This window comes from Candidatus Sulfurimonas marisnigri (genome assembly GCF_015265475.1).
GTDB classification, from domain to species: domain Bacteria; phylum Campylobacterota; class Campylobacteria; order Campylobacterales; family Sulfurimonadaceae; genus Sulfurimonas; species Sulfurimonas marisnigri.
Genome location: NZ_CP054493.1, coordinates 92588 through 119019 on the forward strand (window position 1 = coordinate 92588; position 26432 = coordinate 119019).

The following is a 26432-nucleotide window of genomic DNA, read 5'->3' on the forward strand; positions in this document are numbered from 1 at the left end:
AATGATACTAAGTATAGAAAGCTCATGTGATGACAGCGCTATTGCAATTACAGAGATAGCAACAAAAAAACTTCTTTTTCATAAAAAAATATCCCAAGAGTTAGAGCACTCTGTATACGGTGGTGTTGTTCCAGAACTAGCAGCACGTCTTCATGCAGAAGCACTCCCAAAGATTTTAGAGGAGTGTAAACCTTACTTTAAAGATTTAAAAGCTGTAGCGGTTACTTCAACTCCAGGTCTTGCTGTAACTTTAGTCGAGGGTGTGACAATGGCAAAAGCAATCTCTGTTGCACTTGGCATACCTCTTATAGGTGTAAATCATCTTGTGGGGCATATATACTCACTTTTTATAGAGAAAGAAGCACACTTTCCGCTAACAGTTCTTTTAGTCTCTGGTGGACATACACAGGTGATGGAAGTTAAAAGTCTTGAGCAAATAGAGACAGTTGCAAAAAGTATGGATGACAGTTTTGGTGAGAGTTTTGACAAGTGTGCGAAAATGATGGGACTTGGTTACCCGGGTGGCCCACTTATTCAGGAGTTGGCAAAGGACGGGGATAGAAAAAAGTATAACTTTACTATTCCCCTCTCTCAGTCAAAACTAATAGCATTTTCATACTCAGGATTGAAAAACGCTGTAAGACTTGCAATTGAAAAAGAAGATGAGAGTGAATATAAAAATATAGCCGCTAGCTTTGAGCACATAGCAGCTGCACATCTTACTCAGAAGTTAAAGAAGTACTTTAAAGAGGTAAAACCTGAAATATTTGCAATAGTAGGAGGGGCGAGCGCTAACCTTTACTTGCGTTCACAGATAGAGGAGTTGTTAAAACCTCATAAAGCCACTCTGCTTTTAAGTGAACTGAAATATTGCTCAGACAATGCGGCGATGATAGGAAGAGTTGCTATAGAGATGTATGAAAAAGGTATGTTTAGTTCGATGGATGAACTAGACATATCTCCTAGAAGTAAATTATAACCTTAAGTTAAACTTATTATAAATTACTCAAAAGTTTAAATAAGAGCATTATTAACCGATTTAACATATACTTCTATTAACAAAACAAGTTAGAAACTTTTAAATACAATTGAAGGTTTATTTTGTTAACATAAATTAAATTTAAACATAAGGAGCTGGAATGGCAACTACAAAATTTAAAGGTACAGACGTAGAATTATTAGGAAACGAGGTAAATGTTGGCGATAAAGCACCAGAGATTACAGTTGTAAACTCAGATGGTTTAGGCGATGTAGTAGTTGGTGGTGCACAAGGTCATAAACAACTTATTATTGTTGTTCCATCACTAGATACAGGTGTATGTGCTACTGAGACTCGTAATTTTAATGCAAAAGCTTCTTCTTTAGCAGGCGTTAAACCAACAATAGTTTCTTTAGACTTACCATTTGCAGCTGGTCGTTTTTGTTCAACAGAAGGTATCACAAACTTAACTGTGACTTCAGATTTCAGAAACAAAGATTTTGCTAATGCTTACGGTGTATTACTTGGTGGTTCTGTTCTTGCTGGTGTAACTTGTAGAGCAATCTTCGCAATAAACGAAGATGGTATTGTAACTTATAAAGAAATCGTTCCAGAAATCACTGAAGAGCCAAACTACGACGCTGCAATCGCTGCTGTTAGTTAATATATAAATTTAAGATAACCAAAAGATAATTTCGCGAAGCTATTTAATTCCTTTTTTAGCTTCACTGGGGCATTATTGATGCCCCTTTTCCCTTTTTTAGAGTTTATATCTCTAAATATTTTCATAATCACTTTTTAAAATTAAGACGGCTGAACAAACCAATTTGCTATAATTCATCAAAATATATTAAGGATTTTAAATGAAAAAAATATTAACAGCATTGACATGCGCAGCAATAGTAACAACAACTGCAATGGCTGATATAACAAGAGTTGAGCTAGGTGCTGGAGCTTGGATGCAAACTCCTGAAGGCACTGCAACCTACACTGACGGTGGTGCAGACGGTAGTTATCTCTCTAGTAAGAACGATAATACAGAAAGTTATGTTTGGGCACTAATAAAACACCCAATTCCTGTTCTTCCTAACCTTAGATTAGAGTATACATCTCTTACTGATGAGGGAGTTGTGAGTGGTAAGTTTAAAGACTTTGATGTTGCTATAGGCAGTACGACAATGTCTTATGATATGAAGCAGTATGATATTATCCCATATTATAACATTCTAGATAACACGGCTTGGATTACATTAGATTTAGGTCTCGATATTAAAGTGATTGATATATCTTATGATGTTACCCCTATTGCTGGTATTACAGGTGATTTAATTGGTAGCGAAACGATAGCAATTCCACTTTTATATGCTAGAGCAAGAGTAGAAATTCCAGCAACTGATATCGGTATTGAGGCAGATGTAAAATATATTTCATTTGATTCTAATACTATGTATGATGTAAGAGTAAAAGCAGATTATACGTTAGATTTTGTTCCAATAATTCAACCTGCTTTAGAAGTTGGATACAGAGTGCAAAAAATTGAAACAGATGATTCAGTAGATTCAAATTTAAACATTGAGTTTTCAGGAGTTTACGCAGGTCTTATTTTTCGTTTCTAAGAGCTCTTTTTATTAGTAATATCTCGATGGAAACCTGCAATTCTTATAGGTGTTTTGTCGTCATTAAAAAAAATATCTCCAATATCTTCAATTAAAAGCTCTTCTCCACTTTTGGTTGTAAGAGGATATTGGATAGTGAAGTGAACATATTCAAGTTCTCCAGTGTGTTTTTCTAGCACATCATGCATTGCGTTATGATGGTCAAATCTATTCTCATCTGGGATAAGTCCTAAATAATCAAAATACCCCAACTTCTCTTCTTGAGCAAACCCTAGCCTTTTTTTCCACTCTTTACTAAGATTAAACTCTTGTTTAAGAATATCATAGCTCCAGATTCCATCTCTTGAAGAGTTTGCAGAAAATTCAAAATGATTATCCTGTTCCATTTATAGCCTTTAAAATACACTGTTTATTTTAGATTGAAGTATTTTACAAGATAATTAATATAATATAGCTTAGTGAAATCTTACATTAACAGTTGTTCCTACATTCTCTGTAGATGTTACATCAATACCAAAGTTGTACTCTTTGACAATAGAGTCAACAATATTAAGACCTACACCAAAGCCGCCGGCATAGCTATTTGCCCTTGTAAATCTTTTGAAGATTGTATCAAGTTTATCTTTGGCAATGCCAATGCCTTCATCTTGTATGGCAAAGCTGTTCTCAAGTACACTTATATATATTTTTTTGTTTGGAGGAGAGTATTTTATTGCATTACTTAGCAGGTTATTAATAAGCATTTTTGCTTTAGTTGGGGCAATAGTGAGAGTACAAGTGGTTTTTTTAAACTCTACAATTATATTTTTTTTCTCCAAGAGCTCATTAAAATATTTAATACTTTCATTTACAACAGAAGCAAAATTTAATTCTACTGCTTCTTCACTTTTTGCATCAAAACTTAAAAAACTTAATGATGAGTATATGTCATAGAGCTGTTTTGTACTAATTGATATATTTTGTATAATTTTTTCATCATAAATTTTTTTATTTTTTGCTCTTGAAGTACTCATCATAAGGGCAGTGATTGGTGTGTTTAGCTCATGTGTTGTATCTTTTACAAACTCCTCTATCTCTTGCATTTTATCTTTTATGGGGCGCAAAAATATATATGAGAGTATTACAGAAATAATTATAATGATAATACCGACAAAAATGGAAGTGATAATAACTTTATTTCTTAATTTTGTGACACTTTGTGTGAACTCATTGCTCTGTACAGCAACATAATCAATGCCAAGGTGTCCTGCTGTCCTTTTTGATACTAAAGTAAATGTATCACCTTCCATGTAGTACTCTTTTGACAAATCTACTTTTTGTATGTTTTGCCCATCAATCAATTTATATTTATTATCATATAGAGCTACTGTTGCATTCTCAAAGCTATCAAGAACAAACTTATTATCCATCATATGGGCTTTAATAATAGATGAGCTTACTCTATCGGAAATGTGGTTCATCTTGTAGTAGTTGTTTTGCATCTCTATTGTTTTTTGTGAAGTGTAGAACCAGTAGCTTGCAAAAAGTAAAAATATAAATGAAGAGAGAAGGTAGAGGGTTAAAAAAGAGTAAAATGATTTTTTTGTTATATTATTCATAAGTGTACCCAACCCCTCTTACTGTTTGTATTTTATCTTTTCCTATCATTTCGCGCAGAGTTCTTATGTGAGAGCGTATAGTTGCATCACTTGGTATATGGTCAAAATCCCAAATATTTTGAATTAACTCATCATTGGTAATTACTCGTTTTTGATTTTTTAAAAAGTAAAACAACATCTCACCGTCTTTTTGACCCAAGGAGAAGATATTTGAGTTTTTATTTACTTGTCGTAGCTCTGGCAAATAGAAGGTGCTCTCAGAGATGAAAATTTGAGTTTTATTGTCAATGTTAAAAAGTTTTTTTGTGTTTAGTATGCGGGCATTTAGCTCTTCAAGCTCAAAAGGCTTTTTTATGTAGTCGTGAGCTCCAAGCTCAAAGGCCTTTTTCAAGTAAGCAGTATCTGTGTATGCAGTTATAAATATAGTTGGGGTTGTGTCATTGAACTCTCTTAGTTCGGCTAAAAGCTCAAGTCCATTTTTTCCAGCCACATTAATATCAAATATAAAAAGATCATACTTTATGGAGTCTAATTTTTTATATACCTCTTCGGAATTATAAGCATAATCCACATCCCATGACTCAGATAAATAATCTAGTAAAATATCAGATAAAACAGCATCATCTTCCATCAAAAGTATTTTCATATTTAGTCCATCCATTTCCTAGGGTCATAGCCGTCACTAGGTCGTTTTACTGACTCTTTAGATATTTGTTTTATCATAGTTATGACTTCAGATCCATCAGTTGGACTTTTAGCGCGTGACTCTTCTATCTTGCAAAAACCAAATTTTTCAAAGTAACTAACTGTTTTGTTATTGTTCAAAACACTTACGCTTATATTTTCATATAGTGAGCCTGCTTCCAAGATGAGTTGCTCAAGCATTGAAGAACCTATCCCTTCTCCTCTAAACTCTGGCTTAACTCCGATGGTCAATATGGGGGTATTATCATTTATATATCCGTTAGAATTATCATCTTTGTTCAGCAGACGCAGCCAGATTGCCCCGGCAATTTTATTCTCTTTGAGGGCATATAGTCCCAAGTCCCTGTTTGTTAGTCCATAGTTTTGGGTATATTTTTCAAGTTCACAAAAATCATCTACAGTTTTTGCAACTTCATCTAAGCGATAAGCAAAGTGGAGCATATCCTCTGCAATTTTTTGTTCTGTTGAACGGAGAAAATATAGTGCTATGCTCAAAACTACTCAGTTCTTGTAGTTATATCAATACCTACTTCTTTAAGCTTATACCCAATCTCCACTATGACATCTCTATATTTTTCAGTCTCCATGAAACCTTCATACGCATCCATCTTTTTATCAGCAACCTTTTCAGCAATGTTCTCTATACTTAGTAATGCTCTCTCAAGTCTTGATTCTAACTCTTCTACGGGCTCTCTCATAATTGTCCTTAATGATTATTGTTGATGTTATTATACTACAAAACTATTTGCTCTTTACACAAACACTACACACTTATAATATATAATTTTTATACCAAAATATAAGGAAAAATAATGAAGACTCTAAAACTATCGGCACTATTGCTAGGTGCAGTTCTATTTACAGGCGTTGGCGTTACAACCCTAAGTGCTAAGTGTGGTGGAGCAGAAAAACAAGCTCCTAAGGAATCAATGAAATGTGGTGCGGGCAAGTGTGGCGACTCAATGAAAGCTGCAAATAAGTGTGCTGATAAGAACTGTGACATTAAAGACTGTGATGGAACTAAGTGCGAAGATGGTAAAAAAGGGACAATGAAATGCGGCGGTGAAAAAGGCGCAATGAAATGCGGCACAGGTAAGTGCGGTTGAGTCAATAAATTTAGTTATATATGGTTAGTAATATAATGTAATGTTTGCTTTATAATAAATCTTTGATATAATTCCCCTTGTATAATATTAAAATTACAAGGGGAAAGTATGAAAAAGAAAATAGCACTTTCGATGAGTGCCGCACTTCTGTCTACATCAGCTTACGCAGTTGATGTTTCAGTAAGTGGTTTCGGTACAATCGCAGCTGGAAAAAGTAGCAGAAAAGATACAAATGTTGCCGGATACAAAAACACTAAAAAAAATGCTGAAAGTAACGGTGACAAAATAAAATTTCAGCCAGATTCAGTTTTTGGTGTTCAGTTTAATTCTAAAATAGATAGTAAAATGACTGCTGCAGTTCAAATTATAAGTCGTTTTAACGATGTTGATGACCAAGTAGTTAATTTAGAGTGGGCATATATCAACTATAGCCTAAGTGATCATCTAACAGTTCAAGCTGGACGTTTTAGACCAGCAATCTACCTCTATTCAAACACTCAAGATATTGGTTACAGTTATGTTTGGACAAGACCACCATTAGAAATCTACAGTATGATTCCAATTAACTACATAGACGGTGTAAATGTTGATTACCAATATGAAATCACAGATGAGATTACACTTGGAGCAAATATCTACTACGGTAACTTAACAACTGATATTTTTACTAAAGCTGGCTTTACATTGGATTTTCAATTTGACAACCGTTATGGTATAGATGTTTCTCTTGGAAGTGATGACTTTAAAATCCGTGCAGGGTACTTAAGAAGTAATCAAAGTGTTGTTGATAGCACTAATGGAAATCCAAAATTTTTAATAAGTAATGCAATTAATACATTTATTAGTGCTGGTGTCTTTGTTGATTACAATAACTATCTATTTGTTGCTGAATTTGCAAATAGAGATATTGGTGCAGATCAAACTGGCAAACAATCTCCATTCGCTGATAATGTAGATGGTTGGTATGCAACTGCCGGTTATAGATTTGGTGATTACACCCCAACTATTACTTATGCTGCTCAAGAAGCTACTTCTGATAAAACTGGAAACAATTATATTCCAACTTTTGAGCGTGATTTAACAAGTACATCTGTTGGACTTCGTTATGAGATTAATGATCATTCAGCACTTAAGGGTGAGTGGTTAAGACAAGACGAAAAAGCAAAAACAAGTGCTGATGGATATGGTGTAACAAATCTTTACACTGTTGCATGGAATATTATATTTTAAGGAAATAAAAAATGTTTATAAAAAGTATTATTACAACAGCAGTTTTAGCTTCTTCAGTTTTAGCTTCAACTGTTGTTATCGTTAACCCTGGCTCAGGTGTTGATAGTTTAGATGTAAGTCAAGTGAAAAAAATCTTCTTAGCAAAGACAAAAAGCTTTCCAAATGGAGAGAGTGCTGTTCCAGTTGATCAAGATTCAAAGAATCCAGCTTACGAAGCATTTTATAAAGCAGTTGCTGGTAAAAGTGCTGTTAAGATGAATAAGTACTGGGTAAAACTTACTTTTACAGGTAAAGCAGAAGCTCCTAAAAAAGTTGGTTCAAGCTCAGATGTAGTAGGTCTAATCAAAAACAATAAAAATATGATTGGCTATGCTGATAGTGCTGATGTTACAGCTGACGTTAAAGTTGTTTACACAGTTAAATAATTAAATACTAACACATCATTAGTTTGGTGTGTTAGTTCTCTTTCTCTTCTCAATCCTTCAACTAAAATTACAAAATATAGCTTATTCTAGATAGAAAATAAAGAGTATTTCTACCAACATATCAGAGATGATGTATTAGTCAGTTTTAAATGCAGAAAGTTTATCTTTCAAGTCTTGGCTTAGTTTATCTAGTGTATCCGCTGCATTTGAAACTTCTGATATATTATGTGAGGTTTGCGAAACAGACTCGTTAGCTTGTGTTATTTCTGTTACAACACTACCGGTATCTTCTTTCATTTGTACAATATCTTTTAGAGATGATTCCGCTGTTACAATCGCATTTTGCATAATATGTGAAGTTTCATTAATCATCTGCTCAACATTAATTGAGACATTGCTAAGTTCATCTACCTGTTTTGAATTTAGACTAATAGTTGCACTTGTATCTGTGATTGACTGCACTATAACATTAATTGTAGAGTGAATATCAACTAAACTTTTTTGAGTTCTCTCTGCTAGTTTTCTAACTTCATCTGCAACAACTGCAAATCCACGTCCATGTTCACCTGCTCTTGCTGCTTCAATGGCTGCATTAAGTGCCAAAAGATTTGTTTGGTCTGCAATATCAGAAATCACTGATAGAACCTCCTTAACCTGAGTTGCTTCTGAGCTAAGTTCTTGTAGACGCCCAACCATCTCTGTTTCTACTTCTGCTGAGTGCTGTACTCGTGTAATCATGTCCAGTACTCCGCCTCTGGCTTCTTCAAGTTTTTTTCCAACTTCTATAGCCTCATCTCTAGCTTCTTGAGACGCTAAAACGGAGTCTTGAAGTTTAGATTGAATAATTGACCCATTAGTTGCAGCAGTTTCAACTAAAGTAGCAGATTTAAGAGTCAGTTTTTTCATAATATCAGATGTATTTGAAAGGTTTGATGAAACAGAGTTGTTCTCATCACTTAGAGATTTAGCATCGTTTACCATAGTGCTAAGATTATGCATAGCAGTATTGAAATAGTCAGATAATTGTGCAAACTCATCATTGCCTTTTATATTACTTTGAGTTGCAAGATCTCCTTCTGAAATAAGCTTAACTCTCTCAAGAATAATATTTAATGGATTTGAAATTGTATGGCGTATGATGTAAATTAACACAGCTACATTAATTATAAGTAGAATTGAGATAAGTATTACAGCACTAAGGATAGTAGAGCGCACACTTCCTCCACGACTGTCTGTCTTATAGGCAATAAAACTTGTACCTAAAAATTCTTTATCGTACTCCATACGAGAACGTTTTATAATTACCCCATTTATCTCAGCAATAGCATTGTCTTTAAGTTCTAGAAGTTTTTTTTCGTCTATCCCTTCAGGTAAATCATTGATTTTTGTGAAAAATTCATTTTCTTCGTCAAGAATATAGATAAAAGCCAACTCTTCATCTTCTTTATAGTAGTCTGTTGTTCGTTTTGCTCCAAGCATATTGCCTGTTCCCAGTGATAAGCTTAATCCTAGGTTTAGGTAAGCAGAACTTTTCTCAACTCGCTCTACGAACGTTTTATCTATCTGCTCAATCTGTTTGGATGAGAAATAGTATATATTTACTATGGCTGCTAATATACTGATAAATATAAAAGGTGCTAGTATTTTTGAACGAACAGTTATAATCTTTTTCATGATTGTCCTTATATATAACATAAATAATATGCATAATTATATTATATTCTTACTTAAGTAGTATTGCAATCTAGATATATTTTGGTGTATTTATTATAAGTATTTAAAATATGTTAATTTTATTTATATTCAGTTTATTATAGTTATTATTTTTTAAACTTAGCTCAGTAAAAGTTTAATTATAAAGTTCTTTTGAATTTACAATGATACAGTTAATATATAAGTTTAAATTTATATAATTCTTGTTCATTGGTAAATCTTCGCCAATGAATAAAATATGATAGAAATTGAAATTAAGTTTTAAATTGAGATAGTTTTTGAGTTAATGCTTTTGCATTATTATCAAGAACTTTCATCTCATCAGAGATTACCTTAGTTGTATTAACATTATTGTTAACCTCCACACTGATTTCACCAATTTTATTGATAATATAATTCGTACTGTCCCCAGTTTTAGTAAGAGCATCAAGCGATGTATTCATTGCAACTGTTGTTTCATTCATGGTCGTAACAGTATTTTCTATTTGATCTTTCGCAGTTGATGAGATATCTGTTATATTTTGGATGTTTTCACTGTTTGAGCTCATTTTCTCACTTGCTTCATTAATAGCTTGAACTATAACGCTAACAGTAGAGTTAATCTCTACTAAACTTTTTTGTGTTCTTTCTGCTAGTTTTCTAACTTCATCAGCAACAACAGCAAAGCCACGTCCATGCTCACCAGCACGTGCAGCTTCTATAGCTGCATTTAAAGCAAGAAGGTTAGTTTGATCAGCAATATCACTTATAATGCTAAGTACTTCGGTGATTTGCTGTGCATCATTACTTAAGGCTGAGAGGTCATCTACTAAGCTCATTTCAATTTCTGCACTTTTATGTACTTCTTCTATCATCTTTACAATATTTTTACTCGCATCGCTTAAAATTCGGCTTACTTTAGCAATATCATCTCTTACAGCATCCGCATCATCCGTTGCCTCTTTAATCATTACAACAGTTTGTTCACCAAATTGAGTTGTTTCTTTTATTATGCTTGCCGTGTTGTCCATGCTTGTAGTCATTTCAACAAAATGAGCATCAATTCCATCAACAACTCTTCTGTTGTCATCAGCACTACCTTTAGAATCGTTTATCGCTTCTTGAGTAGATGAAATCAGGCTATTTAATTTTGAATAAACATTTGAAATTTCATTGTTATTTAGTAAATCTTTAATAAATGTAAAATCTTTATCTCTCTCTATGCCTTCTACATCTACTTGCAAGCCATCCAGTGATTTTTGAATTAGTAGACCAAATACCGTACTAATAGAGATATGTAATATAAAGGCTATTAATGCAATAAGAAGAATTTCTGTTTGAGTGCTACTTAAGTATTCTCCAAACATTTTTATCTGCCCATTTAAGGAATCATTTGAAAATCTAATAAGATGGCATAACTCTTCTTTTGTTTTTAGAGCAACAGAGTTATAAGAACTAATAGCATCAACTCTATCCTCAGAATCTGCCTCTGGATCTGTAAATTCTTCAACCATCCCTATACCTATAGTGCCTAGTGCCTTTGTTCTAAGCTCTATATTCTTGATTATCTTTTTTAACTCAGAAAATTCATTTTCTGCTGAAAGCTCTTTAAGTAGTGAAATAGAGTTTGTTATATCTTTTTGAGTTTTATCATTTTTAGTTCTGTAGTCACTTTGAAGTGCCAGCTGTGATGAAGCAGCTGTTAAAAAGATATTTTGCAATGATGCGATAGAATCACTTACATTGTTAGTTATACTAATAAGACGTAGTTGCTTTGATTTCAAGTGTTCAAAATTCTCTTTAGTAGTGCTAAAAGCATTATAGCTCACAGCAGTAGTAACAGCAAGAAAAAATAAGCCCCAAAAAACTATATTTTGAATTCTAAATTTAATAGTTAGCCTATTTATTAATTCCATCAACATCTTTTGCTCCTATTGCGTTTTATTAATAAGCTACATTAAATAATAAGTAGTAATTATTTAATTTATCTGTAGCCATAGCACCCATACTAGAAACTTCCATTGGAGCCCCTATTTGGTAACCAGTTCCAGTGTATTCATAATCAATCATCTCCGCACCTAGACGAATATGTGCATAACGGTTGATAGGTTGAATATAGTAAACTTCAACAGCACTACCGCGAGTTGCAAGCTTGTTTGTTACAGAGTTTGAACCTTGAGTAAAGCTAAACCAGTTTTTACTCCCTTGATTATATTCAAGACCAATACGAGGGTTGTTCATAGACTCTATAGGCATAGTGTATCTAGTACCTAACCAAAAAGCGTTACCGGTTTTTTTATCAGTACCAATTACGCCATGACTTAAAAGTCCCATCGGTACATTCGTGTCAGGAATACCATTATTGTCCGTATCTGTAGCCATTAAGCCAGAGTCGCCATTTGGTTTACTTTGTGAAATAGCATAGTGGGCAAAAATATCAAAACCGCTTTTAGCGATATCTGTTAACTCTACCATTGCTGTGTAGAGTGCAACATCACCGATATTAGTATTAGTATCTTCACCTGCTATATTGGTAGTGTTAGATACAACATCAGTAGCTTGTACGGCACTAAGTTGCAGAAGTGAACCCTCTATACCTAAGCCTGTATCTAAGAAAATACCAAGAACGTTAGTATCGTTAGTTCCTCCAGGATTTCCTACATAACTCATCTCCGAGCTATCTTGATAACCTTTTCCGTAACCGACTCTAAGTGCCATTCCGTCAATGCCACTTACTTTTTGCAGATTAACAGTTGCAACAATTCCATCTGCTGCTCCATCAAAACTAAGTGCTGAGTATGTTGACTTACGAACAGTATTGTCTTTAAACTGATGAGAAGGTCCATCTGAACTTGGCTGACGACCTATTGTTAAAGTTACAGGAACTGCACCTTCTGCAACAGTCCAGTCAATATATGCTCTCTCAACAAAAACACCACTGTCTGAAGGTCTTCTCCCCTGCATTGGATCCATTCCGGAGAATAGATTAATATTTGAATCAGACCAGTTTTTATACATACTAAGACGGCCTGTAAACTTCATATCATCTGTAATATCAGAACCCATATTCAGTCTTAAACGGTTTGACCATATGTTGCTATCTGATGAACTAGTACCTGCAGCATCTTCTATGTCAAAATTATTTACTTGTGTACGAAATTCAATACCAAACTTTATCTTATCAGTTAATGTGGCAGTTTCAACCTCATCAATACGCTCTTCAAGTGCATCACTAGTGTCAAGTTGAGAGTTTTTTAGTTCATTTATCTGCTTTTGAAGACTATCTATTTTTGAATTTATATCGTCTGAAGCATTTGCATTCATTGCTAAAGCTAACATAGATGCTGCTAAACTTAATTTTATTACTTTTTTCATTTTATACTCCATGATTACATTCCCGCCGCTTCTGGATGATCAGAATCTGCCGCATGACTTGTTAAATACTTTTTTAAAGCATTTTTATCTGCATCAGACAATTTGTCTATGCCTAGTTTTTTCATCTTTCTATCTTTTGTAAAGATTTTTTCCCACTGTTTTATTGCCTTTGAACTAGGGTTTAAACCAAGTTGAACTGCAAGTTCTTTGCCACCTGCAAAAGCTAAAGAAGCAATAACAGATAGGGCTAATAATAAACGAAAAATTTTCATTCGCACTCCCTTTGTAATTATATTATTACATTATATATAGAATAACTAAAAAGAACCTTACTTTTAAGGCATTAAGGTATATTTCAGGTACACTCAACTTAAAGTATTATATTCAGTTGTTTAATATAAATAAAACTTATCACACTAACTACACAGAGAGTACACACGCTAGTAGTATAATTTTACAGATATTAAAAATAGGAGTTTATTATGAAACTCAAAGAATTATATATGAATTTTTCACATGTTGGCGATTTATTTAAACCACTTTCTTTGCTTATAGCAAGGCTAATAGTTGCTTACGGATTTTATGAGCCGGCTATGATGAAATGGGGAAGTATTGAAAAAATTGCTGAGTGGTTTGGTTCAATGGGGATTCCTCTTCCTCTTTTAAATGCTTACATGGCAGCTACAACAGAGATTGTCGGGGTAGTGTTACTTACTTTAGGCCTCTTTACTAGAGCCATTTCTTTACCACTTATCGTTGTTATGATTGTAGCAATAGTAACAGTACATCTACCGCATGGATTTGCAGCAGGAGAGAATGGATTTGAGATACCACTCTACTATATGATATTTTTATTTATCTTTGTTTCCAATGGAGCGGGGAAATATAGTTTAGATAGATTGATATTTGGTGAGAAAAATTAGTATAATAAACAATGATTTTTAATTCACGCAGACTATTTTTAAAAAATAGCTTTCTTAGCTCAATTGTATTTGTTACTTATGGGAGTGAACTCTTTGGCGTGGTTACTCCCATGCAAACCATTTCTTTGGTACAGCGTGACTTATTTCCGTCAACTCCATTGTTCCCACATGTAAAAGATATAAACGCAACGTATTGCTTAACTAAGATACTATCTCACTCCCGTGTAACAGACGAAGATAAAGCTTTTATAAAAGATGGAGTTAAGTGGCTCAATGAAGAGGCAGTTACTAAATATAAAAAACTATACTCAGCACTCTCATGGCAACAACGGCAAGAGACACTTCAAGATATAGCAGATACAGATTGGGGAGAGAGTTGGATTAAAACAATTATGGGTTATATCTTTGAAGCTATGCTTGGCGATCCAATTTATGGCGGCAACAAAGGTGAGATAGGCTGGAAATGGCTAAATCACAAATCTGGATTACCAAGACCAAAAAAGGAACTTTTGTGAAGTTTGACATATGTATAGTAGGTAGTGGCGCTGGTGGTTCACCAATAGCATATGAGCTGTCTAATGCCGGTTATAAAGTAATAGTTTTGGAAAAAGGTTCTAATTATAAAGAAGAAGATTTCTCTAAAGATGAGATAGCTGTTAGTAGAAGGTCTCTCTTCACTCCACTTTTAAAAGATGAACAACATGTAATAAACGACAGAGAAAAAGATGGCTCTGTTACGAGATATGTGGGGAGTGAATATAACTGGAATTTTTGGAACGGATCAATGGTTGGCGGTTCCTCAAATCTGATGAGCGGTTATTTCCATAGGATGAAACCAAATGATTTTCGTCTAAGAAGCAAGTTTGGTGAGATAGATGGAGCAAATGTTGTTGATTGGCCTATAAGCTATGAAGATTTAGAACCATACTATACAAAGGTTGAAGAGATTATTGGAGTATCTGGAGATGCTAAAAAACATAAATTTCTTGAGCCTCGCTCAACAAAAAATTTTCCATATCCAATGCTGGAGGTCAATGGTGCTACTAAATGGTTTGATCATACATGTAGAAGGTTGGGATATGAAAGTATACCAACGCCAAGAGCTGTTTTACCACATAATGCACTAGGTAGAAATGGTTGTTCATATTCTAACTTTTGCGGAAGTTATGGTTGTGCAACTGGAGCTAAGGGGAGTGCTAGGGCTGCACTACTTCAAAAATGCAGTGCAAAAATAGTTACAGATGCGTTTGTGTATAAACTTGATAGCAATAAAAGTAAAATAACTAAAGCACACTATTATGACAAAAATCTTAAGAGTCACACCGTTGAGGCGAAAATATTTGTAGTTGCTGCGCAGGCAATAGAGACATCAAGACTTCTTTTAAACTCTAAAAATGTCTACTTTCCAAAAGGATTGGCAAACAACAGTGGAGAGGTTGGAAAAAATCTTATTTTTTCTGCAGGTGGAAGCGGAACAGGTAGAATAAGATTCGAATCACTTACAGCTGAACAACGCAAAGAGTTAATGGAACCAGGACTCTTTTTTAACCGTTCTTTGCAGGATTGGTACGAGTACGAACACAGAGAGAAAAAGTACAAAGGCGGGACTATAGACTTTTTATTTGAACATGCAAATATTATAAGTCGTGCCAGCAGAGAGATGTATGGTGACAACGGACATCTTTTATGGGGCAGGGAACTTCAAGAAAAGATACACAAAAATCTTACAACTTCAAGAGTTTTGACGTTTGAAGTTTTTAACGATTGGTTGCCAACTGATTACTGCAATGTAACCATAGATGATAAAGTAAAAGACAAGTATGGTGTAAAAGTTGGAGCTATAAATCTCTACTCACATCCTAGGGATATCGAGGTAGGTGAGTATTTAGCAAAAAAAGCAAAAATTGTTTTACAGATGATGGGGGCAGAAGATATATCCGTAAATATTTCAGCATCTCCCCCTCCAAATCTGGTGGCTGGCGGATGCAGGTTTGGAATAAATCCTAAAACATCAGTTTTGGATTTAAACTGTAAGGCTCATGAGCTGAATAATCTTTATGTGACAGATGCTAGTTTTATGCCAACAGGTGGGAGTGTCCCATATACATGGACTATTTATGCAAACTCTTTTAGAGTTGCAGATGCTATACTTGGCTCTCTGGAAGGCTAAGAGGGCTACTCCTCTTCTGCCATTTTGCTTACATGTGCAGGTAACTCTTTGCTTGCAGCAGCTCCAAGTTTTTCCAGCTTTTGAAATTGGCTTGTAATGCTTCCTGCACCTAGATGCATTTTTGAGTAAGCCTCATCATAAGTTTTTTGCACAGTCATTATCTGTTTTCCAAGCCTCTCAATGCTCTCCACAAACCCTGCAAACTTATCAAATAAAAGACCGGCTCTCTTTGCTATCTCTTGGGCATTTCTCTGCTGATGCTCATACTTCCAACTATTTTCAACTGCACGAAGGGAGACCATAAGTGTAGTTGGACCAACTAAGATGATATTTTTTTTAAAGGCGTGGTCAAAAAGTGTGCTGTCATACTCCATAGCCATCAGCAAAGCAGACTCAATTGGGACAAACATAAAGATAAAGTCTAGTGTTTCAACACCTTTAAGAGAGGTGTAATCTTTGTCGCTTAACTCCTTGATATGCTTTTTCATAGATGCTACATGTAGATTGGAAAAAGTCTCTTTATCCTTGTCATTATCACATGACGTATACTGCTCATATGCAGTTAGTGAAGTTTTTGCGTCAATTATAATATCTCTAGTGTCTGGCAGGTGAACTATTACGTCAGGTCTATAACGACTTCCATCACTCTCATGTTCTAAGCTTACTTCACGCTTATACTCTTTTCCAAGCCTTAAGCCGGAGTTTTCAAGAACACTCTCTAGAATCATCTCACCCCATACACCTTGAGTCTTACTCTCTCCTTTTAATGCTTTGGTGAGGTTTTTAGCATCTTGACTCATTTGATGGTTAATCTCTTTGATACTTTTTATCTCTGCTTGAAGCATAGAGCGGTCTTTCGCCTCTTTTATATAAACATCATCAATCTGCTTTTTAAACTCGTTGAACTGCTCTCTCATCGGGTTTATCATCTTATTTATATTTTCTTGGTTTTGTGTAGAGAACTTTTGTGAATTAGACTCGAGTATTTTGTCTGCTAAATCTTTGAACTCTAGTTTCATCTGCTCTTTATTTCTCTCAAGTAAATCTATTTTCTCTTGACTCATCTGGTTTATTCCACTTATTCGCTCGTGTAAAACAGCATTTTCACTTGAGAGTGCTGCAACTTTTTTAGTCTCTTCATTAAGAGAGTTTTTTATACTTTTTACTGCTACAAGCCAAGTAGCAAGTGTTCCAAAAATCATTCCAATAAGTAAGTAAAGTGTTTCTATCATATATATATCCTAATTTAAAATCTTATTATACATATTTGTTGTTGTAGAAACTATTTCCATGTCATGTAGCTTAACTATTCTAAGGAGAAGTTGTTCTGTTTGTGGAACTTCTATATAGATAGAAGTTGCTTTGTTTAAATCTTTAGAGAGGTGATATATAAGAGCAAGTGCTTCATTTATTTCATTTGAGGATAAAACAATCTGATACCCATCTTTGTAGGGCAGTAAAATTGCATAGGATGAAAGGGAGTCTTCATTATAGACCCCTTTGCATAGAGTGCTTTTTTTAAATAAACAAGATGTATAAGACTGTTTTTTTAAATAGTTTAGTTTTAGATTGTGCTCTAAAAAAGAGCTTTCACTAACATTGCTAACGGTTATATTTGATTTAGGTGCTTGTGTTTGTCCTGAATTAAAAGAGAAAAGAGATGTTTCAAAGTAGGCTTTAAAACCAACAGCTTCATAGATTTGTTCTTTGCCTTGAATGCAGTCAATAGCAATCTGGCATCCATCTAAATGTTTTTTTGCAAAATTTAGAAGCTCCTTGCCAAACCCTTGTGAGCGAAATTTTTTTAGAATAAGGAGATTACTCAGTCTTCCAAATTTTTCACTCTCTTTTATAGCTAAGACAAAACCAACCAATTCTTTATCTTTGTAAGCTATAAAAAAATCATTTGGATAAGATTTGTTAAGACACTTTATGTGACTAACATTATTAGTAAATCCTTCAAGTTTAAAAGAGTTGAAAAAAGATACAAGTTCACTCTGCCTTAGCTCTCTTATGTTTAGCAAACTACATTGCACCACACTTGCCAACAGCGCATTTCATGGCAGGTTCTTTCGGAGCCTCTTTTGGAACTTCTTTTGGAACTTCTTTTTTAGATTTAGGTTCATTCATAGAAGCACCGCATTTGCCAACAGCACATTTCATTGCAGCCTCTTTTGGAGCTTCCTTCTTAGGTTTAGGCTCATTCATTGAAGCACCGCATTTACCAGCAGCGCATTTCATGGCAGCTTCTTTTGGAGCCTCTTTTTTAGGCTTAGGCTCGTTCATAGAAGCACCACACTTGCCAGCAGCACATTTCATGACAGGGGCTGCTCCACATTTGCCTGTGCCACATTTTAAAATAAGCTTCTTACCGTTAGGATCTCGGACACAATCGTATGCTTCTTTTGTTGTTTTTGCTTTCATTACACAATCTTTTCGTGAATCTTTTTCACGCATTTGAGAGAGTATATTATTTTTCTTTTTAGCTAAAGCGGAGTTTCCATCAAACATATTTGCGCCACATTTTCCAGCACCACATTTCATGCCAGGAGCAGCTTTGCTCTCTTCTTTTTTCTCACCACACCCGCTTAATACAAGCAGTGTTAGTGTAATCAATAAAAGTATTTTAATTTTTATCATTCTTACTCCTCGATATTTTCAAGTTCATTTTTTTTATTTGAGAGTTCTTTTCTTGCATATAGCTCATATAAAATAGGGATAATTATCAAGCTCAGTATAGCAGAAGAGATGGCTCCGCCTAACATTGGTGCAGCTATTCTCTGCATAACTTCACTCCCTACTCCATGTGAGTACATGATTGGGGCAAGTCCGGCAAGAAGTGAAAATACTGTCATCAGTTTAGGTCTGACTCTTTGTACCGCCCCCTCGTATATCGCTTTGTTTAGGTGTATAAGATTAAATTCAATGCCATACTTCTCTTTAGACTCATGGACGCTCTCTTGCAGGTAAACAATCATAACAATAGCAGTTTCAGCCGCCACACCAAGGAGTGCTAAAAAGCCGACAATTACGGCTATACTCATGGCAAAGTTCAACATGTCTATATATATTAAGCCACCTAAAAGAGCAAAAGGAAGGGTTAAAAATACAATAAGTGTCGGAACCATCTCTTTAAGCGCGAAATATATAAGAACTAAAATACTAAGTAAAACAGCAGGTATAATCCAAACTATTTTAGCCATAGCTGACTCTAGATACTCAGACTGCCCAGCCCACTCTACATAATAGCCAGAATCAAAATTAATCTCATCGATTAGTTTTTGAGCTTCTGCTTTGTACTCTGATGCGGTAATACCATCATTTGGTGTGATATACACAAATGTAACAGGGGTTGCCATCTCAGACTTAATAACAGAAGCACTTTGCCTGTATCCAATCTCTGCAAAAGTTGATAGTGGAACAAAGCCCAGTTTAGTTTTAATCTGAATATCTTTAATGCTATCAACCCCTCGTCTCTCACTCTCATCCAAACGAAGAGTAATAGGGTAACGTTCTAGACCTTTATACATGGTGGAAATTTTCATACCGCCAATAGCTAGAGATGTGTATTCAAGTAGTGCATCTTTTGCTAAACCATAACGTTGAAGAGCCTCTTCGTCTATCTCTATATCTACATAGTATCCAGCACTTGCCTGATCAGCAAAAACCGATAGAGTTTTATTGAAACCGCGAAGCTTTTCCTCAATTATTTTTCCATATTTTTGAAGTCCGTCTGGAGTTTGACCGTATAGTTTAATCCCAAGAGGTGTACGAATGCCACTTAAAAGCATATCTATACGCCCACGAATAGGGTAAGTCCACGAGTTGATAAGTCCCGGAATTTGGAGAGCCGCTTCCATCTCTTCTCTTAATTTTGTATAGGTCATTCCCTCTCGCCACTCACTCTGTGGTTTAAGAGTTATAATAGTCTCCAGCATTCCTAAAGGTGCTGGATCAGTTGCCGTACTCGCACGTCCACCTTTACCAAAAACAGTCTCAACTTCTGGAAAAGACTTGATTATTTTATCTGTTTTTTGTGTTAAAGCTTTAGACTGGTCTATAGAGATTCCATAGGGAGTTACAGGCATATACATAAAGCTTTGCTCATTAAGCATAGGCATAAATTCCCATTTTAAATTTTTGTAAAGCGGGTACATGTAACCAAGTGAAGCGACAACAAGAATAATAACAAGATATTTGAGCTTCAGTCCATAAACAATTATAGGGTGGTATAGCCAGATAAAAAATCTATTTAAAGGGTTTTTGTTTTCTGGTAAGATTTTCCCCTTTACAAAATAGATCATAAGCACAGGCACAAGAGTGATGCTTAAAATTGCTCCTGCCCCCATTGTAAAAGTTTTTGTAAATGCAAGAGGAGTAAAAAGTAGACCCTCTTGACCTGAGAGAGCAAAGATGGGAAAAAATGAGACAACAATAAGTGCCAAAGCAAAAAATATTGGGCGACCAACAAGTTGAGAAGACTTTAAGATGATGTCAATTCTCTCCTGATTTGTTGGCAATCTGCCCTGTTTTGTCTCAAACTTATGTAACATTTTATGAGCATTTTCTATCATAACAATAGAGGCATCTACCATCGCTCCTATGGCAATAGCAATTCCGCCTAAAGACATAATATTTGAGCCAATATTAAATAAGTACATCAGTAAGAAAGTTGCACCGACAGTTAGAGGGAGTATTATTAAAACAATTAGAGATGAGCGAAAGTGCATCAAAAATAGTCCAATAATAACTACAACAATAATAGACTCTTCGATAAGTGTTGTTGTAAGTGTATCTACTGCTTTTTCTATTAAAGATGAACGGTCATAAGTTGTTATAACATCAACATCATCAATCTTTAGCTCTTTCATCTTTTTATCTATACGCTTTATGGCAGAGTAAACATCTTCACCATAGCGGAGCAGTACAATACCTCCAACAACTTCACCATCACCGTTTAAGTCTGCTACACCACGCCTAGCTGCAGGTGTTAGTTCAACTCGTGCAATATCTCCAATAGTAATGGCAACGCCACCTTTTTGAGTTACAACAAGCTTTCTAATATCATCTAAATCTTGAACGTAACCCTTTGCTTGAACCATCCACTCAAAACCATTTTCAATAACTATCCGTCCACCAGTATCGTTATTATTTGACTTCAGAACCCTTGCAACATCGTTTATGCTTAAGTTATATCTGACAAGGTTGTCATTGTTTACACTTACTTGATATGTAGGTACAAAACCACCAATCGAAGCAACTTCAGAGACTCCGTCTACCCCCATAAGTGCATATTTGTAATAGTAATCTTGCAGGCTTCTAAGCTCGGCTAAATTTTTTGTTTTTGAAGTTAGTGCATACTCGTAGGCCCAGCCAACGCCTGAAGCATCAGGACCAAGTGAAACGGCCATTGAAGCAGGTAGTTGGGACTGTATGGAAGATAGTTGTTCAAGCACACGGCTTCTTGCCCAGTACAGATCTGTCCCCTCTTTAAAAATAATATATATAAGACCATTTTCATAAGTAGAGTATCCACGTACTGTGTCAATATCAGCAATTGCCAAAAATTGAGAGACCAACGGGTATGTTCCCTGATCTTCAATAATCTCAGGAGATTGACCTGGCCAATTTATCTGCACAATTGCTTGCGGAGGAGATAAGTCAGGGAGTGCGTCAAGCGGAGTGTTTTTTAAAGAATAGTATGACCCCATCGAAAGGAACAGTGTCATCATTAGTATTAAAAATTTATTTCTAATACTAAATTCTATTAATTTTTCAATCATCTTTTTTTCTCTTTTCTACTCCGTTAGGAGTTAGCTTTAGTGCCTCAGCGGCTAGCGTAGTAAAATGGACTTTGTTCATTTTGCGTACTAATATAACGAGTTTATCTGTGCATCTGAATCCATCATAAACAGAGCATTGTTGACAACTTCATCACCCTCATTAAGACCACTTATAATTGCGTATGTATTCGCATCAATGATCTTTGCAGTAACTTCAAGAGGCTCATATTCTCCCTCGTACTCGCCAACCATAAAGACATAGTGAGTTCCGCTTTTACGAATAACTGCTGTTGTTGGTAAGACAAGCTGTGATTTTTCATCTTTGAGTGAAATAACGTTGGCGTACATTCCAGGAAATAGGTTGTGATCTTGGTTGTCTACTCTCAAGCGTAGAGTCAGCGTAGCTACTTTTGGGTCAAGTTGCGGATAGAGAAGTTTATTATTAGTTTTGTAAACCTTATCTAACCCTTTAAAAGTAAGCTCATAGCTAGAAGTTGTTGAAAGCCTTGCTCTTTCTTCTTCAAATAGCTTTGTCTCCACCCAAACTTCATCAAGGTTAACTATCTGAAAAAGTTTTTGCTTTGCATTAAAAGCAGCCCCTTTGTCAACACTTTTAACAAATACATAACCATCTATAGGGGAATAGATAGTAGTATTTGGTGAGACTTTTGTCCCGTCAATAACCTCGTTTATCTCTTCATTGCTTATTCCAAGGAGTTGTAGTTTGAGTTTTGCACTCTCTAACATCCCTTTATTTGGACGTTGTTTTATATACTTAAATGTATTTAGATATTCATCCTTTGCCTTGAATACTTCAGGAGAATATACAGTGGCTAGTGCCTCGCCTTTTTTCACTTTTTTATATATTTTATCTGCATGTAATTCAACAATATAGCCACCAAAACGTGGAGAGATATCGTATTTGCGGCTCTCATCCGTCATTACATAACCATAGTTTTTAATACGTTGGCTTTTAGTCTCTTTTTTCACTTTTATTGTTTGTACGCTGAAAAGTTGTTTTACGGTTGCTTCTTTTGCAACAAGTATCAATGGTAATACCAGTAAAAACAGTTTTATTTTTGTCTTCATTTTAACTCTCCTGAAAGTGATGAAATATTTGCAATATAACGGTTGTAAGAGGCTATAGCAGCTATACTTTTTTGCTCTAGTTTTAGTTTTTTTATTAATATATCTATGTATTTAAACAAATCTCCACCTGTAGCAATAGATGATGAAGTTAATTCAAACATATGCTCTATCTGAGGAAGAGCCTCATCGTGAACAATATGATAAATTTCGTAAGCAGACTTCATCTGTGAGTAAGCATTTTTAAACTCAGAATCAACAGCTATTTGTGTGTCTTCTTTTAAGCTTTTAGCAACTAGTGTTGATTTTCTTGCTTTTTCTTCTTTGTAATCTTCGGTTGAGTATATTGGGAGGTTTATCCCTACCCCAAAAGTCATAAAGTCATCAAAATTATTTCTAGATGAGTATGCAGCTAAAACATTTACATCTGGATAGTTATTTGTTTTTGCACTCTCTAAAACCGCTTTACTCTTATCAATCTGCTTATCTCTTAGAGAAATGCTATTATTGTTTACTAAACCAGCTTCTAAACTCTGTATACCCGGCATATTTCCAACACTAAGTTCCAGGTCTATTTTTTTTACTTCAAAAGAAGAAAGATAAGACAGTTTTGCATACGATGAATATATTTTTGCATTTAAAGTACTCTTTTGAATACGAAGATCAGATAGAGTTAATTCAGCTGACATTATCCCCATATGTTGGTTGTCAGAAGTGGCTGTGTAAGATTGGAAAAGTTCAATATTTTGTTTTGTTAGTTCTTCATATGAGTTGATTATTTTATAAAGATTCTCAAGCTCCCATATTGTGTAAACTTGATTTTTTATCTTATTTACTAGGTTTACTTTGGCTTGTTCTAGAGAAGTAGTTAAGACTTCTTTTTCTGCTAAAGAGATTTTTTTTAAATTTTCTCTTTTCCCATAGAATGGAAGTTTTTGTTGCAGTGTTAAAATCTTTTGACTCATCGCTTGAGCATCATCTAAAGTATTTTGTGCATAAGATAAAGTAGGGTTGGAAAACTGGTTTGAAATATCTATGATTGAGTCATTTACCTCGATACGGTGTATTATAGATTCTAGCGATGGGTTTTTGTCTAAGGCTCTTGTTATTATCTCATCAAGAGTTAAGCCGTAAAGACTTGAAGCAAGAACAAAGATGGTTAAAAATATGTTTTTCATTTACTTTCCTTAAAAGTTCAAAGAGGTTTTAACACGTGATTTCTTACCAACTGTAGGCGTTATAAAGATATGCAACTGCCATGTACCGCCCATAGAGAGGTTTACAGTAGTTTCAAATTTTCCATTTCCCAAATCTTTTGCATCAGCTTTTGATTCCATCGCCGGCATTCCAGGCATCGCAGGCATAAAAGCTTTTACGCTTACTTTTGCATCTTTATATTTTGGTGTAATATCAAGAATAATAGTATTTGAGCCTGTAGTAAGTGGTTTGTCAGAACTGATAATTACTTCAGTCGTTCTACTTTTTGCAGATTTTTCAAAAGCTGCAGCTTGCAAGAAACTAAGACTAAGTAATAAAGTCAGTAAAATAGTTGAAATATTTTTCATCATGTATCCTTTTTTAAGTATTTTGAATTGTACCATACTGTATGTGCAGAGAGTGTGTAGAGTTCAGTGTGTGTTGTGTATAATTGCACTATGGATAAGATTAAACTAATTGCAATCAATGACTCAAATAGAGAATCCTTAGAGATTTACCACAAACTAAGGGAGAACGCTTTTACAAAGGACAACAGCTTTATAGCAGACTCTCCTAAGGTGGTAAATATACTCTTAAAGACAGAGATAGAGGTTAAGAGTATACTTGCCACACAGGAGTATTATGATGAGTTTGAAGAGTTGATATCTTTAAAAAAAATCCCTAAACTTTTTGTTATAAAAAAAGAGGAGATGGAGAAAATAATCGGACACAAAATACACCATAACTGTATGATGCACGGAATTCGTCCAGATGACACTTCGCTTGAGAATATGGGTCAGAATATAATAATGCTAGACGAGATAACTTCAACTGAAAATGTCGGCTCAATTGCTAGAAGTGCAGCCGCACTCGGAGTTACTTCATATATGCTTCCAAAACAGGCTCCACACCCTTATTCACGCAGAGCACTTAGAGTTTCAATGGGGCATATTAGTAAGCTACATGTACATATTTATGATGATATATTTTCCGCACTAAACTCTTTAAAAGCTGATGGGTATAAAATATTTGGAGCTGAAGTAACAGAAAATTCCACTTCACTTAAGGACGTGAAAATTCCTAAAAAATGGGTACTTTTGATGGGTCATGAGGGAAAAGGGCTGAGCGAAGAGGTTATCGAGATGTGTGATGAAATTGTAGAAATTGAGATGATGGATGATGTAAGAAGTTTCAATGTCGGTATTGCAGCATCAATACTAATGTATCAGTTTAAAAATAGCACAAATCTAATATAATCTGTTGAAGCTACTAATGTATAGGATGGTATTATGCAAAATGTATATTTAGGACGTCAGCCAATTCTTGATTCAAAGGGCACTCTAGACTCTTACGAAATTTTATATAGAGAAGAGTGTGAATCAAAAGAGGGTGTCAGCAATCGCTTTGTAAGTGCTGCTGTAATCAGTAGTGTATTAAATAAATTTGGAACACATGCAGTACTTGGAAACCGTAAAGCATTTGCAAAAGTAGATGCAAAATTTTTAATGAGTGATATGATCTTCACAATCCCAAAAGAATTTTTCATATTTTCTATAGTTGAAGCTGATGTTAATGAGAGAGTTATTGAGAGGTGTGAACAGTTACAAAAGAAGGGTTATGAACTTGCAATAAATGATGTAACATTCAATGAAGATAATTTAAATAATTATTTAAGAATACTATCTACACTCTCTTTTGTTAAAATGAATTTTGATAAGACATTTAAAGACGATGAGTATGTTAAAAATATAATAATAGGTCTTAAAGATAATAATATAAAAGTTGTTGCTACAAAAATAGAAAACGAAGAAGAGTATGAACTAGCTAAAAGTTTAGGGTGTGAACTATTCCAGGGCTACTTTTTCGCAAAACCAAAAATTTTTGAAAGTGCAAAGTATGATTCTTCACAGATGAATGTATTAAAACTCTATAGCTTACTTATGGATGACACAAATATAGACGAAATCACATCAGAGTTTGAAAAAAATCATGCCCTTACTATTCAGTTACTTCGGTACATAAACTCAGGTGCATTTCATTTTAGAACTAGAATCTCTTCAATTCACCATATATTGACTCTTGTTGGCAGAACTCCTCTTGCTCAGTGGTTAATGCTTATGATTTATTCGAAGTCTGTTGCTAAAAAAGGTGAAGTATCACCTTTACTGTTAATGGTGAAGCACCGCACAGAGTTGATGCAGACTATTTTAAAAAAAATAGAACCAGATGTTAGAAGTAATGTTCTAGGACAAGCATATTTTGTCGGAGTATTGTCTCTTATAGATACTATATTCGGCGTTAAGCTAGATAAAATTTTAGATGATATGAATGTGGATGCAGCTGTAGGAGAGGCTCTTATTAGTGATAATGGTCTCTTAGGTGAGATATATGCTTTAGTGCTAGATGTTGAGCAATTTAATACAAAAAGCATATCTCTCTTTGAGAAAAAACATAATTTAGAAAATAATACAATTGAGTGCTTAATGTTTGATAGCATGAGAGAAGTAACAGCATTTGAAAATGCATTTTGTTCAATATAAAGGTTAA

26 protein-coding genes and 1 pseudogene are annotated in these 26432 nt (G+C 34.7%); 11 read left to right on the forward strand and 16 right to left on the reverse strand.

Going from position 1 to position 26432, the window contains the following annotated elements; genetic code table 11:
* The first annotated feature begins 1 nt into the window (after position 1).
* From tsaD to HUE87_RS00480, 3 genes are all read left to right on the forward strand, one after another.
* Positions 2-979, forward strand: a complete 978-nt coding sequence (tsaD, locus tag HUE87_RS00470; RefSeq protein WP_194366802.1) for a tRNA (adenosine(37)-N6)-threonylcarbamoyltransferase complex transferase subunit TsaD — start codon at positions 2-4, stop codon at positions 977-979.
* A 160-nt stretch (positions 980-1139) separates the two neighbouring features.
* Positions 1140-1643 carry a thiol peroxidase gene (gene tpx, locus HUE87_RS00475; RefSeq protein WP_194366803.1) on the forward strand — a complete coding sequence of 168 codons (504 nt, stop codon included), beginning with the start codon at positions 1140-1142 and terminating at the stop codon, positions 1641-1643.
* A 199-nt stretch (positions 1644-1842) separates the two neighbouring features.
* The gene (locus tag HUE87_RS00480; RefSeq protein ID WP_194366804.1) at positions 1843-2595 is read left to right on the forward strand and encodes a TIGR04219 family outer membrane beta-barrel protein; all 753 of its coding nucleotides are present in this window, start codon (positions 1843-1845) and stop codon (positions 2593-2595) included.
* Here the strand turns inward: HUE87_RS00480 and HUE87_RS00485 are convergent.
* The 5 genes from HUE87_RS00485 to HUE87_RS00505 all read right to left on the reverse strand — a co-directional run bounded on the left by HUE87_RS00485 (position 2592) and on the right by HUE87_RS00505 (position 5596).
* Entirely contained in the window at positions 2592-2981 is a 390-nt protein-coding gene (locus tag HUE87_RS00485; RefSeq protein ID WP_194366805.1) for a PAS domain S-box protein, read from the reverse strand. The two genes, HUE87_RS00480 and HUE87_RS00485, sit on opposite strands and share 4 nt — an antisense overlap.
* Positions 2982-3050: 69 nt before the next feature.
* Positions 3051-4193, reverse strand: a complete 1143-nt coding sequence (locus tag HUE87_RS00490; protein ID WP_194366806.1) for a sensor histidine kinase — start codon at positions 4191-4193, stop codon at positions 3051-3053.
* A complete protein-coding gene (locus HUE87_RS00495) occupies positions 4186-4839 on the reverse strand; it encodes a response regulator transcription factor (protein ID WP_194366807.1) in 654 nt (217 codons plus the stop codon). The genes HUE87_RS00490 and HUE87_RS00495 overlap by 8 nt, the downstream gene beginning before the upstream one ends.
* A 2-nt stretch (positions 4840-4841) precedes the next feature.
* A complete protein-coding gene (locus tag HUE87_RS00500; RefSeq protein ID WP_229855176.1) occupies positions 4842-5393 on the reverse strand; it encodes a GNAT family N-acetyltransferase in 552 nt (183 codons plus the stop codon).
* 2 nt (positions 5394-5395) lie between these two features.
* Positions 5396-5596 carry a hypothetical protein gene (locus HUE87_RS00505; RefSeq protein WP_194366808.1) on the reverse strand — a complete coding sequence of 67 codons (201 nt, stop codon included), beginning with the start codon at positions 5594-5596 and terminating at the stop codon, positions 5396-5398.
* A 114-nt stretch (positions 5597-5710) separates the two neighbouring features.
* Here HUE87_RS00505 and HUE87_RS00510 point away from each other — a divergent pair, with 114 nt between their 5' ends.
* From HUE87_RS00510 to HUE87_RS00520, 3 genes are all read left to right on the forward strand, one after another.
* Complete coding sequence (locus HUE87_RS00510) at positions 5711-6004, forward strand: hypothetical protein (protein WP_194366809.1); 294 nt, start codon at positions 5711-5713, stop codon at positions 6002-6004.
* Positions 6005-6112: 108 nt separating this feature from the next.
* On the forward strand, positions 6113-7234 hold the full coding sequence (locus HUE87_RS00515; protein ID WP_194366810.1) for a hypothetical protein: 1122 nt from the start codon (positions 6113-6115) through the stop codon (positions 7232-7234).
* 11 nt (positions 7235-7245) lie between these two features.
* Positions 7246-7659: a type 2 periplasmic-binding domain-containing protein gene (locus tag HUE87_RS00520; RefSeq protein ID WP_194366811.1), complete on the forward strand. Its 414-nt coding sequence runs from the start codon at positions 7246-7248 to the stop codon at positions 7657-7659.
* Between the two features lie 135 nt (positions 7660-7794).
* Here HUE87_RS00520 and HUE87_RS00525 read toward each other — a convergent pair whose 3' ends face one another.
* The 4 genes and pseudogenes from HUE87_RS00525 to HUE87_RS00540 all read right to left on the reverse strand — a co-directional run bounded on the left by HUE87_RS00525 (position 7795) and on the right by HUE87_RS00540 (position 12998).
* The gene (locus HUE87_RS00525) at positions 7795-9333 is read right to left on the reverse strand and encodes a methyl-accepting chemotaxis protein (RefSeq protein ID WP_194366812.1); all 1539 of its coding nucleotides are present in this window, start codon (positions 9331-9333) and stop codon (positions 7795-7797) included.
* A gap of 539 nt (positions 9334-9872) precedes the next feature.
* Positions 9873-11273 (reverse strand): annotated as a pseudogene (locus HUE87_RS12850) (methyl-accepting chemotaxis protein); the annotation flags it as partial.
* 22 nt (positions 11274-11295) lie between these two features.
* Positions 11296-12726: a DUF3373 family protein gene (locus HUE87_RS00535; RefSeq protein ID WP_194366813.1), complete on the reverse strand. Its 1431-nt coding sequence runs from the start codon at positions 12724-12726 to the stop codon at positions 11296-11298.
* Between the two features lie 14 nt (positions 12727-12740).
* A complete protein-coding gene (locus HUE87_RS00540; RefSeq protein ID WP_194366814.1) occupies positions 12741-12998 on the reverse strand; it encodes a hypothetical protein in 258 nt (85 codons plus the stop codon).
* A 210-nt stretch (positions 12999-13208) separates the two neighbouring features.
* Between HUE87_RS00540 and HUE87_RS00545 the strand changes: the two genes are divergently transcribed.
* The 3 genes from HUE87_RS00545 to HUE87_RS00555 are packed head-to-tail and all read left to right on the forward strand — an operon-like array spanning position 13209 to position 15819.
* Positions 13209-13649, forward strand: coding sequence for an HvfX family Cu-binding RiPP maturation protein (locus tag HUE87_RS00545; RefSeq protein WP_194366815.1), 441 nt, complete (start codon positions 13209-13211; stop codon positions 13647-13649).
* 11 nt (positions 13650-13660) lie between these two features.
* Positions 13661-14164, forward strand: a complete 504-nt coding sequence (locus tag HUE87_RS00550) for a gluconate 2-dehydrogenase subunit 3 family protein (protein ID WP_194366816.1) — start codon at positions 13661-13663, stop codon at positions 14162-14164.
* Positions 14161-15819, forward strand: a complete 1659-nt coding sequence (locus tag HUE87_RS00555) for a GMC family oxidoreductase (RefSeq protein ID WP_194366817.1) — start codon at positions 14161-14163, stop codon at positions 15817-15819. The genes HUE87_RS00550 and HUE87_RS00555 overlap by 4 nt, the downstream gene beginning before the upstream one ends.
* A gap of 5 nt (positions 15820-15824) precedes the next feature.
* Here the strand turns inward: HUE87_RS00555 and HUE87_RS00560 are convergent, their stop codons facing one another.
* The 7 genes from HUE87_RS00560 to HUE87_RS00590 all read right to left on the reverse strand — a co-directional run bounded on the left by HUE87_RS00560 (position 15825) and on the right by HUE87_RS00590 (position 24253).
* Complete coding sequence (locus HUE87_RS00560) at positions 15825-17051, reverse strand: DNA recombination protein RmuC (RefSeq protein WP_194366818.1); 1227 nt, start codon at positions 17049-17051, stop codon at positions 15825-15827.
* Positions 17052-17060: 9 nt separating this feature from the next.
* Positions 17061-17843 (reverse strand): GNAT family N-acetyltransferase, encoded by a 783-nt coding sequence (locus HUE87_RS00565; RefSeq protein WP_194366819.1) that lies wholly within the window; start codon positions 17841-17843, stop codon positions 17061-17063.
* Between the two features lies 1 nt (position 17844).
* Positions 17845-18459, reverse strand: a complete 615-nt coding sequence (locus HUE87_RS00570; RefSeq protein WP_194366820.1) for a hypothetical protein — start codon at positions 18457-18459, stop codon at positions 17845-17847.
* A gap of 2 nt (positions 18460-18461) precedes the next feature.
* Entirely contained in the window at positions 18462-21602 is a 3141-nt protein-coding gene (locus HUE87_RS00575; RefSeq protein ID WP_194366821.1) for an efflux RND transporter permease subunit, read from the reverse strand.
* Between the two features lie 87 nt (positions 21603-21689).
* Positions 21690-22691, reverse strand: coding sequence for a permuted SH3 domain-containing protein (locus HUE87_RS00580; RefSeq protein ID WP_194366822.1), 1002 nt, complete (start codon positions 22689-22691; stop codon positions 21690-21692).
* Entirely contained in the window at positions 22688-23866 is a 1179-nt protein-coding gene (locus HUE87_RS00585; RefSeq protein WP_194366823.1) for a TolC family protein, read from the reverse strand. The genes HUE87_RS00580 and HUE87_RS00585 overlap by 4 nt, the downstream gene beginning before the upstream one ends.
* A gap of 9 nt (positions 23867-23875) precedes the next feature.
* Positions 23876-24253: a FixH family protein gene (locus HUE87_RS00590; protein ID WP_194366824.1), complete on the reverse strand. Its 378-nt coding sequence runs from the start codon at positions 24251-24253 to the stop codon at positions 23876-23878.
* Positions 24254-24343: 90 nt separating this feature from the next.
* Between HUE87_RS00590 and HUE87_RS00595 the strand changes: the two genes are divergently transcribed.
* A complete protein-coding gene (locus HUE87_RS00595) occupies positions 24344-25141 on the forward strand; it encodes a TrmH family RNA methyltransferase (protein ID WP_194366825.1) in 798 nt (265 codons plus the stop codon).
* 33 nt (positions 25142-25174) lie between these two features.
* Positions 25175-26425 (forward strand): EAL and HDOD domain-containing protein, encoded by a 1251-nt coding sequence (locus HUE87_RS00600; RefSeq protein ID WP_194366826.1) that lies wholly within the window; start codon positions 25175-25177, stop codon positions 26423-26425.
* Positions 26426-26432: the final 7 nt, after the last annotated feature.

Excerpts from the sequence above, each read along its gene's own strand:
- tsaD (WP_194366802.1), top strand. The coding sequence starts at position 2 with ATGATACTAAGTATAGAAAGCTCATGTGATGACAGCGCTATTGCAATT.
- tpx (WP_194366803.1), top strand. The coding sequence starts at position 1,140 with ATGGCAACTACAAAATTTAAAGGTACAGACGTAGAATTATTAGGAAAC.
- HUE87_RS00480 (WP_194366804.1), top strand. The coding sequence starts at position 1,843 with ATGAAAAAAATATTAACAGCATTGACATGCGCAGCAATAGTAACAACA.
- HUE87_RS00485 (WP_194366805.1), bottom strand. The coding sequence starts at position 2,981 with ATGGAACAGGATAATCATTTTGAATTTTCTGCAAACTCTTCAAGAGAT.
- HUE87_RS00490 (WP_194366806.1), bottom strand. The coding sequence starts at position 4,193 with ATGAATAATATAACAAAAAAATCATTTTACTCTTTTTTAACCCTCTAC.
- HUE87_RS00495 (WP_194366807.1), bottom strand. The coding sequence starts at position 4,839 with ATGAAAATACTTTTGATGGAAGATGATGCTGTTTTATCTGATATTTTA.
- HUE87_RS00505 (WP_194366808.1), bottom strand. The coding sequence starts at position 5,596 with ATGAGAGAGCCCGTAGAAGAGTTAGAATCAAGACTTGAGAGAGCATTA.
- HUE87_RS00510 (WP_194366809.1), top strand. The coding sequence starts at position 5,711 with ATGAAGACTCTAAAACTATCGGCACTATTGCTAGGTGCAGTTCTATTT.
- HUE87_RS00515 (WP_194366810.1), top strand. The coding sequence starts at position 6,113 with ATGAAAAAGAAAATAGCACTTTCGATGAGTGCCGCACTTCTGTCTACA.
- HUE87_RS00520 (WP_194366811.1), top strand. The coding sequence starts at position 7,246 with ATGTTTATAAAAAGTATTATTACAACAGCAGTTTTAGCTTCTTCAGTT.
- HUE87_RS00525 (WP_194366812.1), bottom strand. The coding sequence starts at position 9,333 with ATGAAAAAGATTATAACTGTTCGTTCAAAAATACTAGCACCTTTTATA.
- HUE87_RS00535 (WP_194366813.1), bottom strand. The coding sequence starts at position 12,726 with ATGAAAAAAGTAATAAAATTAAGTTTAGCAGCATCTATGTTAGCTTTA.
- HUE87_RS00540 (WP_194366814.1), bottom strand. The coding sequence starts at position 12,998 with ATGAAAATTTTTCGTTTATTATTAGCCCTATCTGTTATTGCTTCTTTA.
- HUE87_RS00545 (WP_194366815.1), top strand. The coding sequence starts at position 13,209 with ATGAAACTCAAAGAATTATATATGAATTTTTCACATGTTGGCGATTTA.
- HUE87_RS00550 (WP_194366816.1), top strand. The coding sequence starts at position 13,661 with ATGATTTTTAATTCACGCAGACTATTTTTAAAAAATAGCTTTCTTAGC.
- HUE87_RS00560 (WP_194366818.1), bottom strand. The coding sequence starts at position 17,051 with ATGATAGAAACACTTTACTTACTTATTGGAATGATTTTTGGAACACTT.
- HUE87_RS00570 (WP_194366820.1), bottom strand. The coding sequence starts at position 18,459 with ATGATAAAAATTAAAATACTTTTATTGATTACACTAACACTGCTTGTA.
- HUE87_RS00575 (WP_194366821.1), bottom strand. The coding sequence starts at position 21,602 with ATGATTGAAAAATTAATAGAATTTAGTATTAGAAATAAATTTTTAATA.
- HUE87_RS00580 (WP_194366822.1), bottom strand. The coding sequence starts at position 22,691 with ATGAAGACAAAAATAAAACTGTTTTTACTGGTATTACCATTGATACTT.
- HUE87_RS00585 (WP_194366823.1), bottom strand. The coding sequence starts at position 23,866 with ATGAAAAACATATTTTTAACCATCTTTGTTCTTGCTTCAAGTCTTTAC.
- HUE87_RS00590 (WP_194366824.1), bottom strand. The coding sequence starts at position 24,253 with ATGAAAAATATTTCAACTATTTTACTGACTTTATTACTTAGTCTTAGT.
- HUE87_RS00595 (WP_194366825.1), top strand. The coding sequence starts at position 24,344 with ATGGATAAGATTAAACTAATTGCAATCAATGACTCAAATAGAGAATCC.
- HUE87_RS00600 (WP_194366826.1), top strand. The coding sequence starts at position 25,175 with ATGCAAAATGTATATTTAGGACGTCAGCCAATTCTTGATTCAAAGGGC.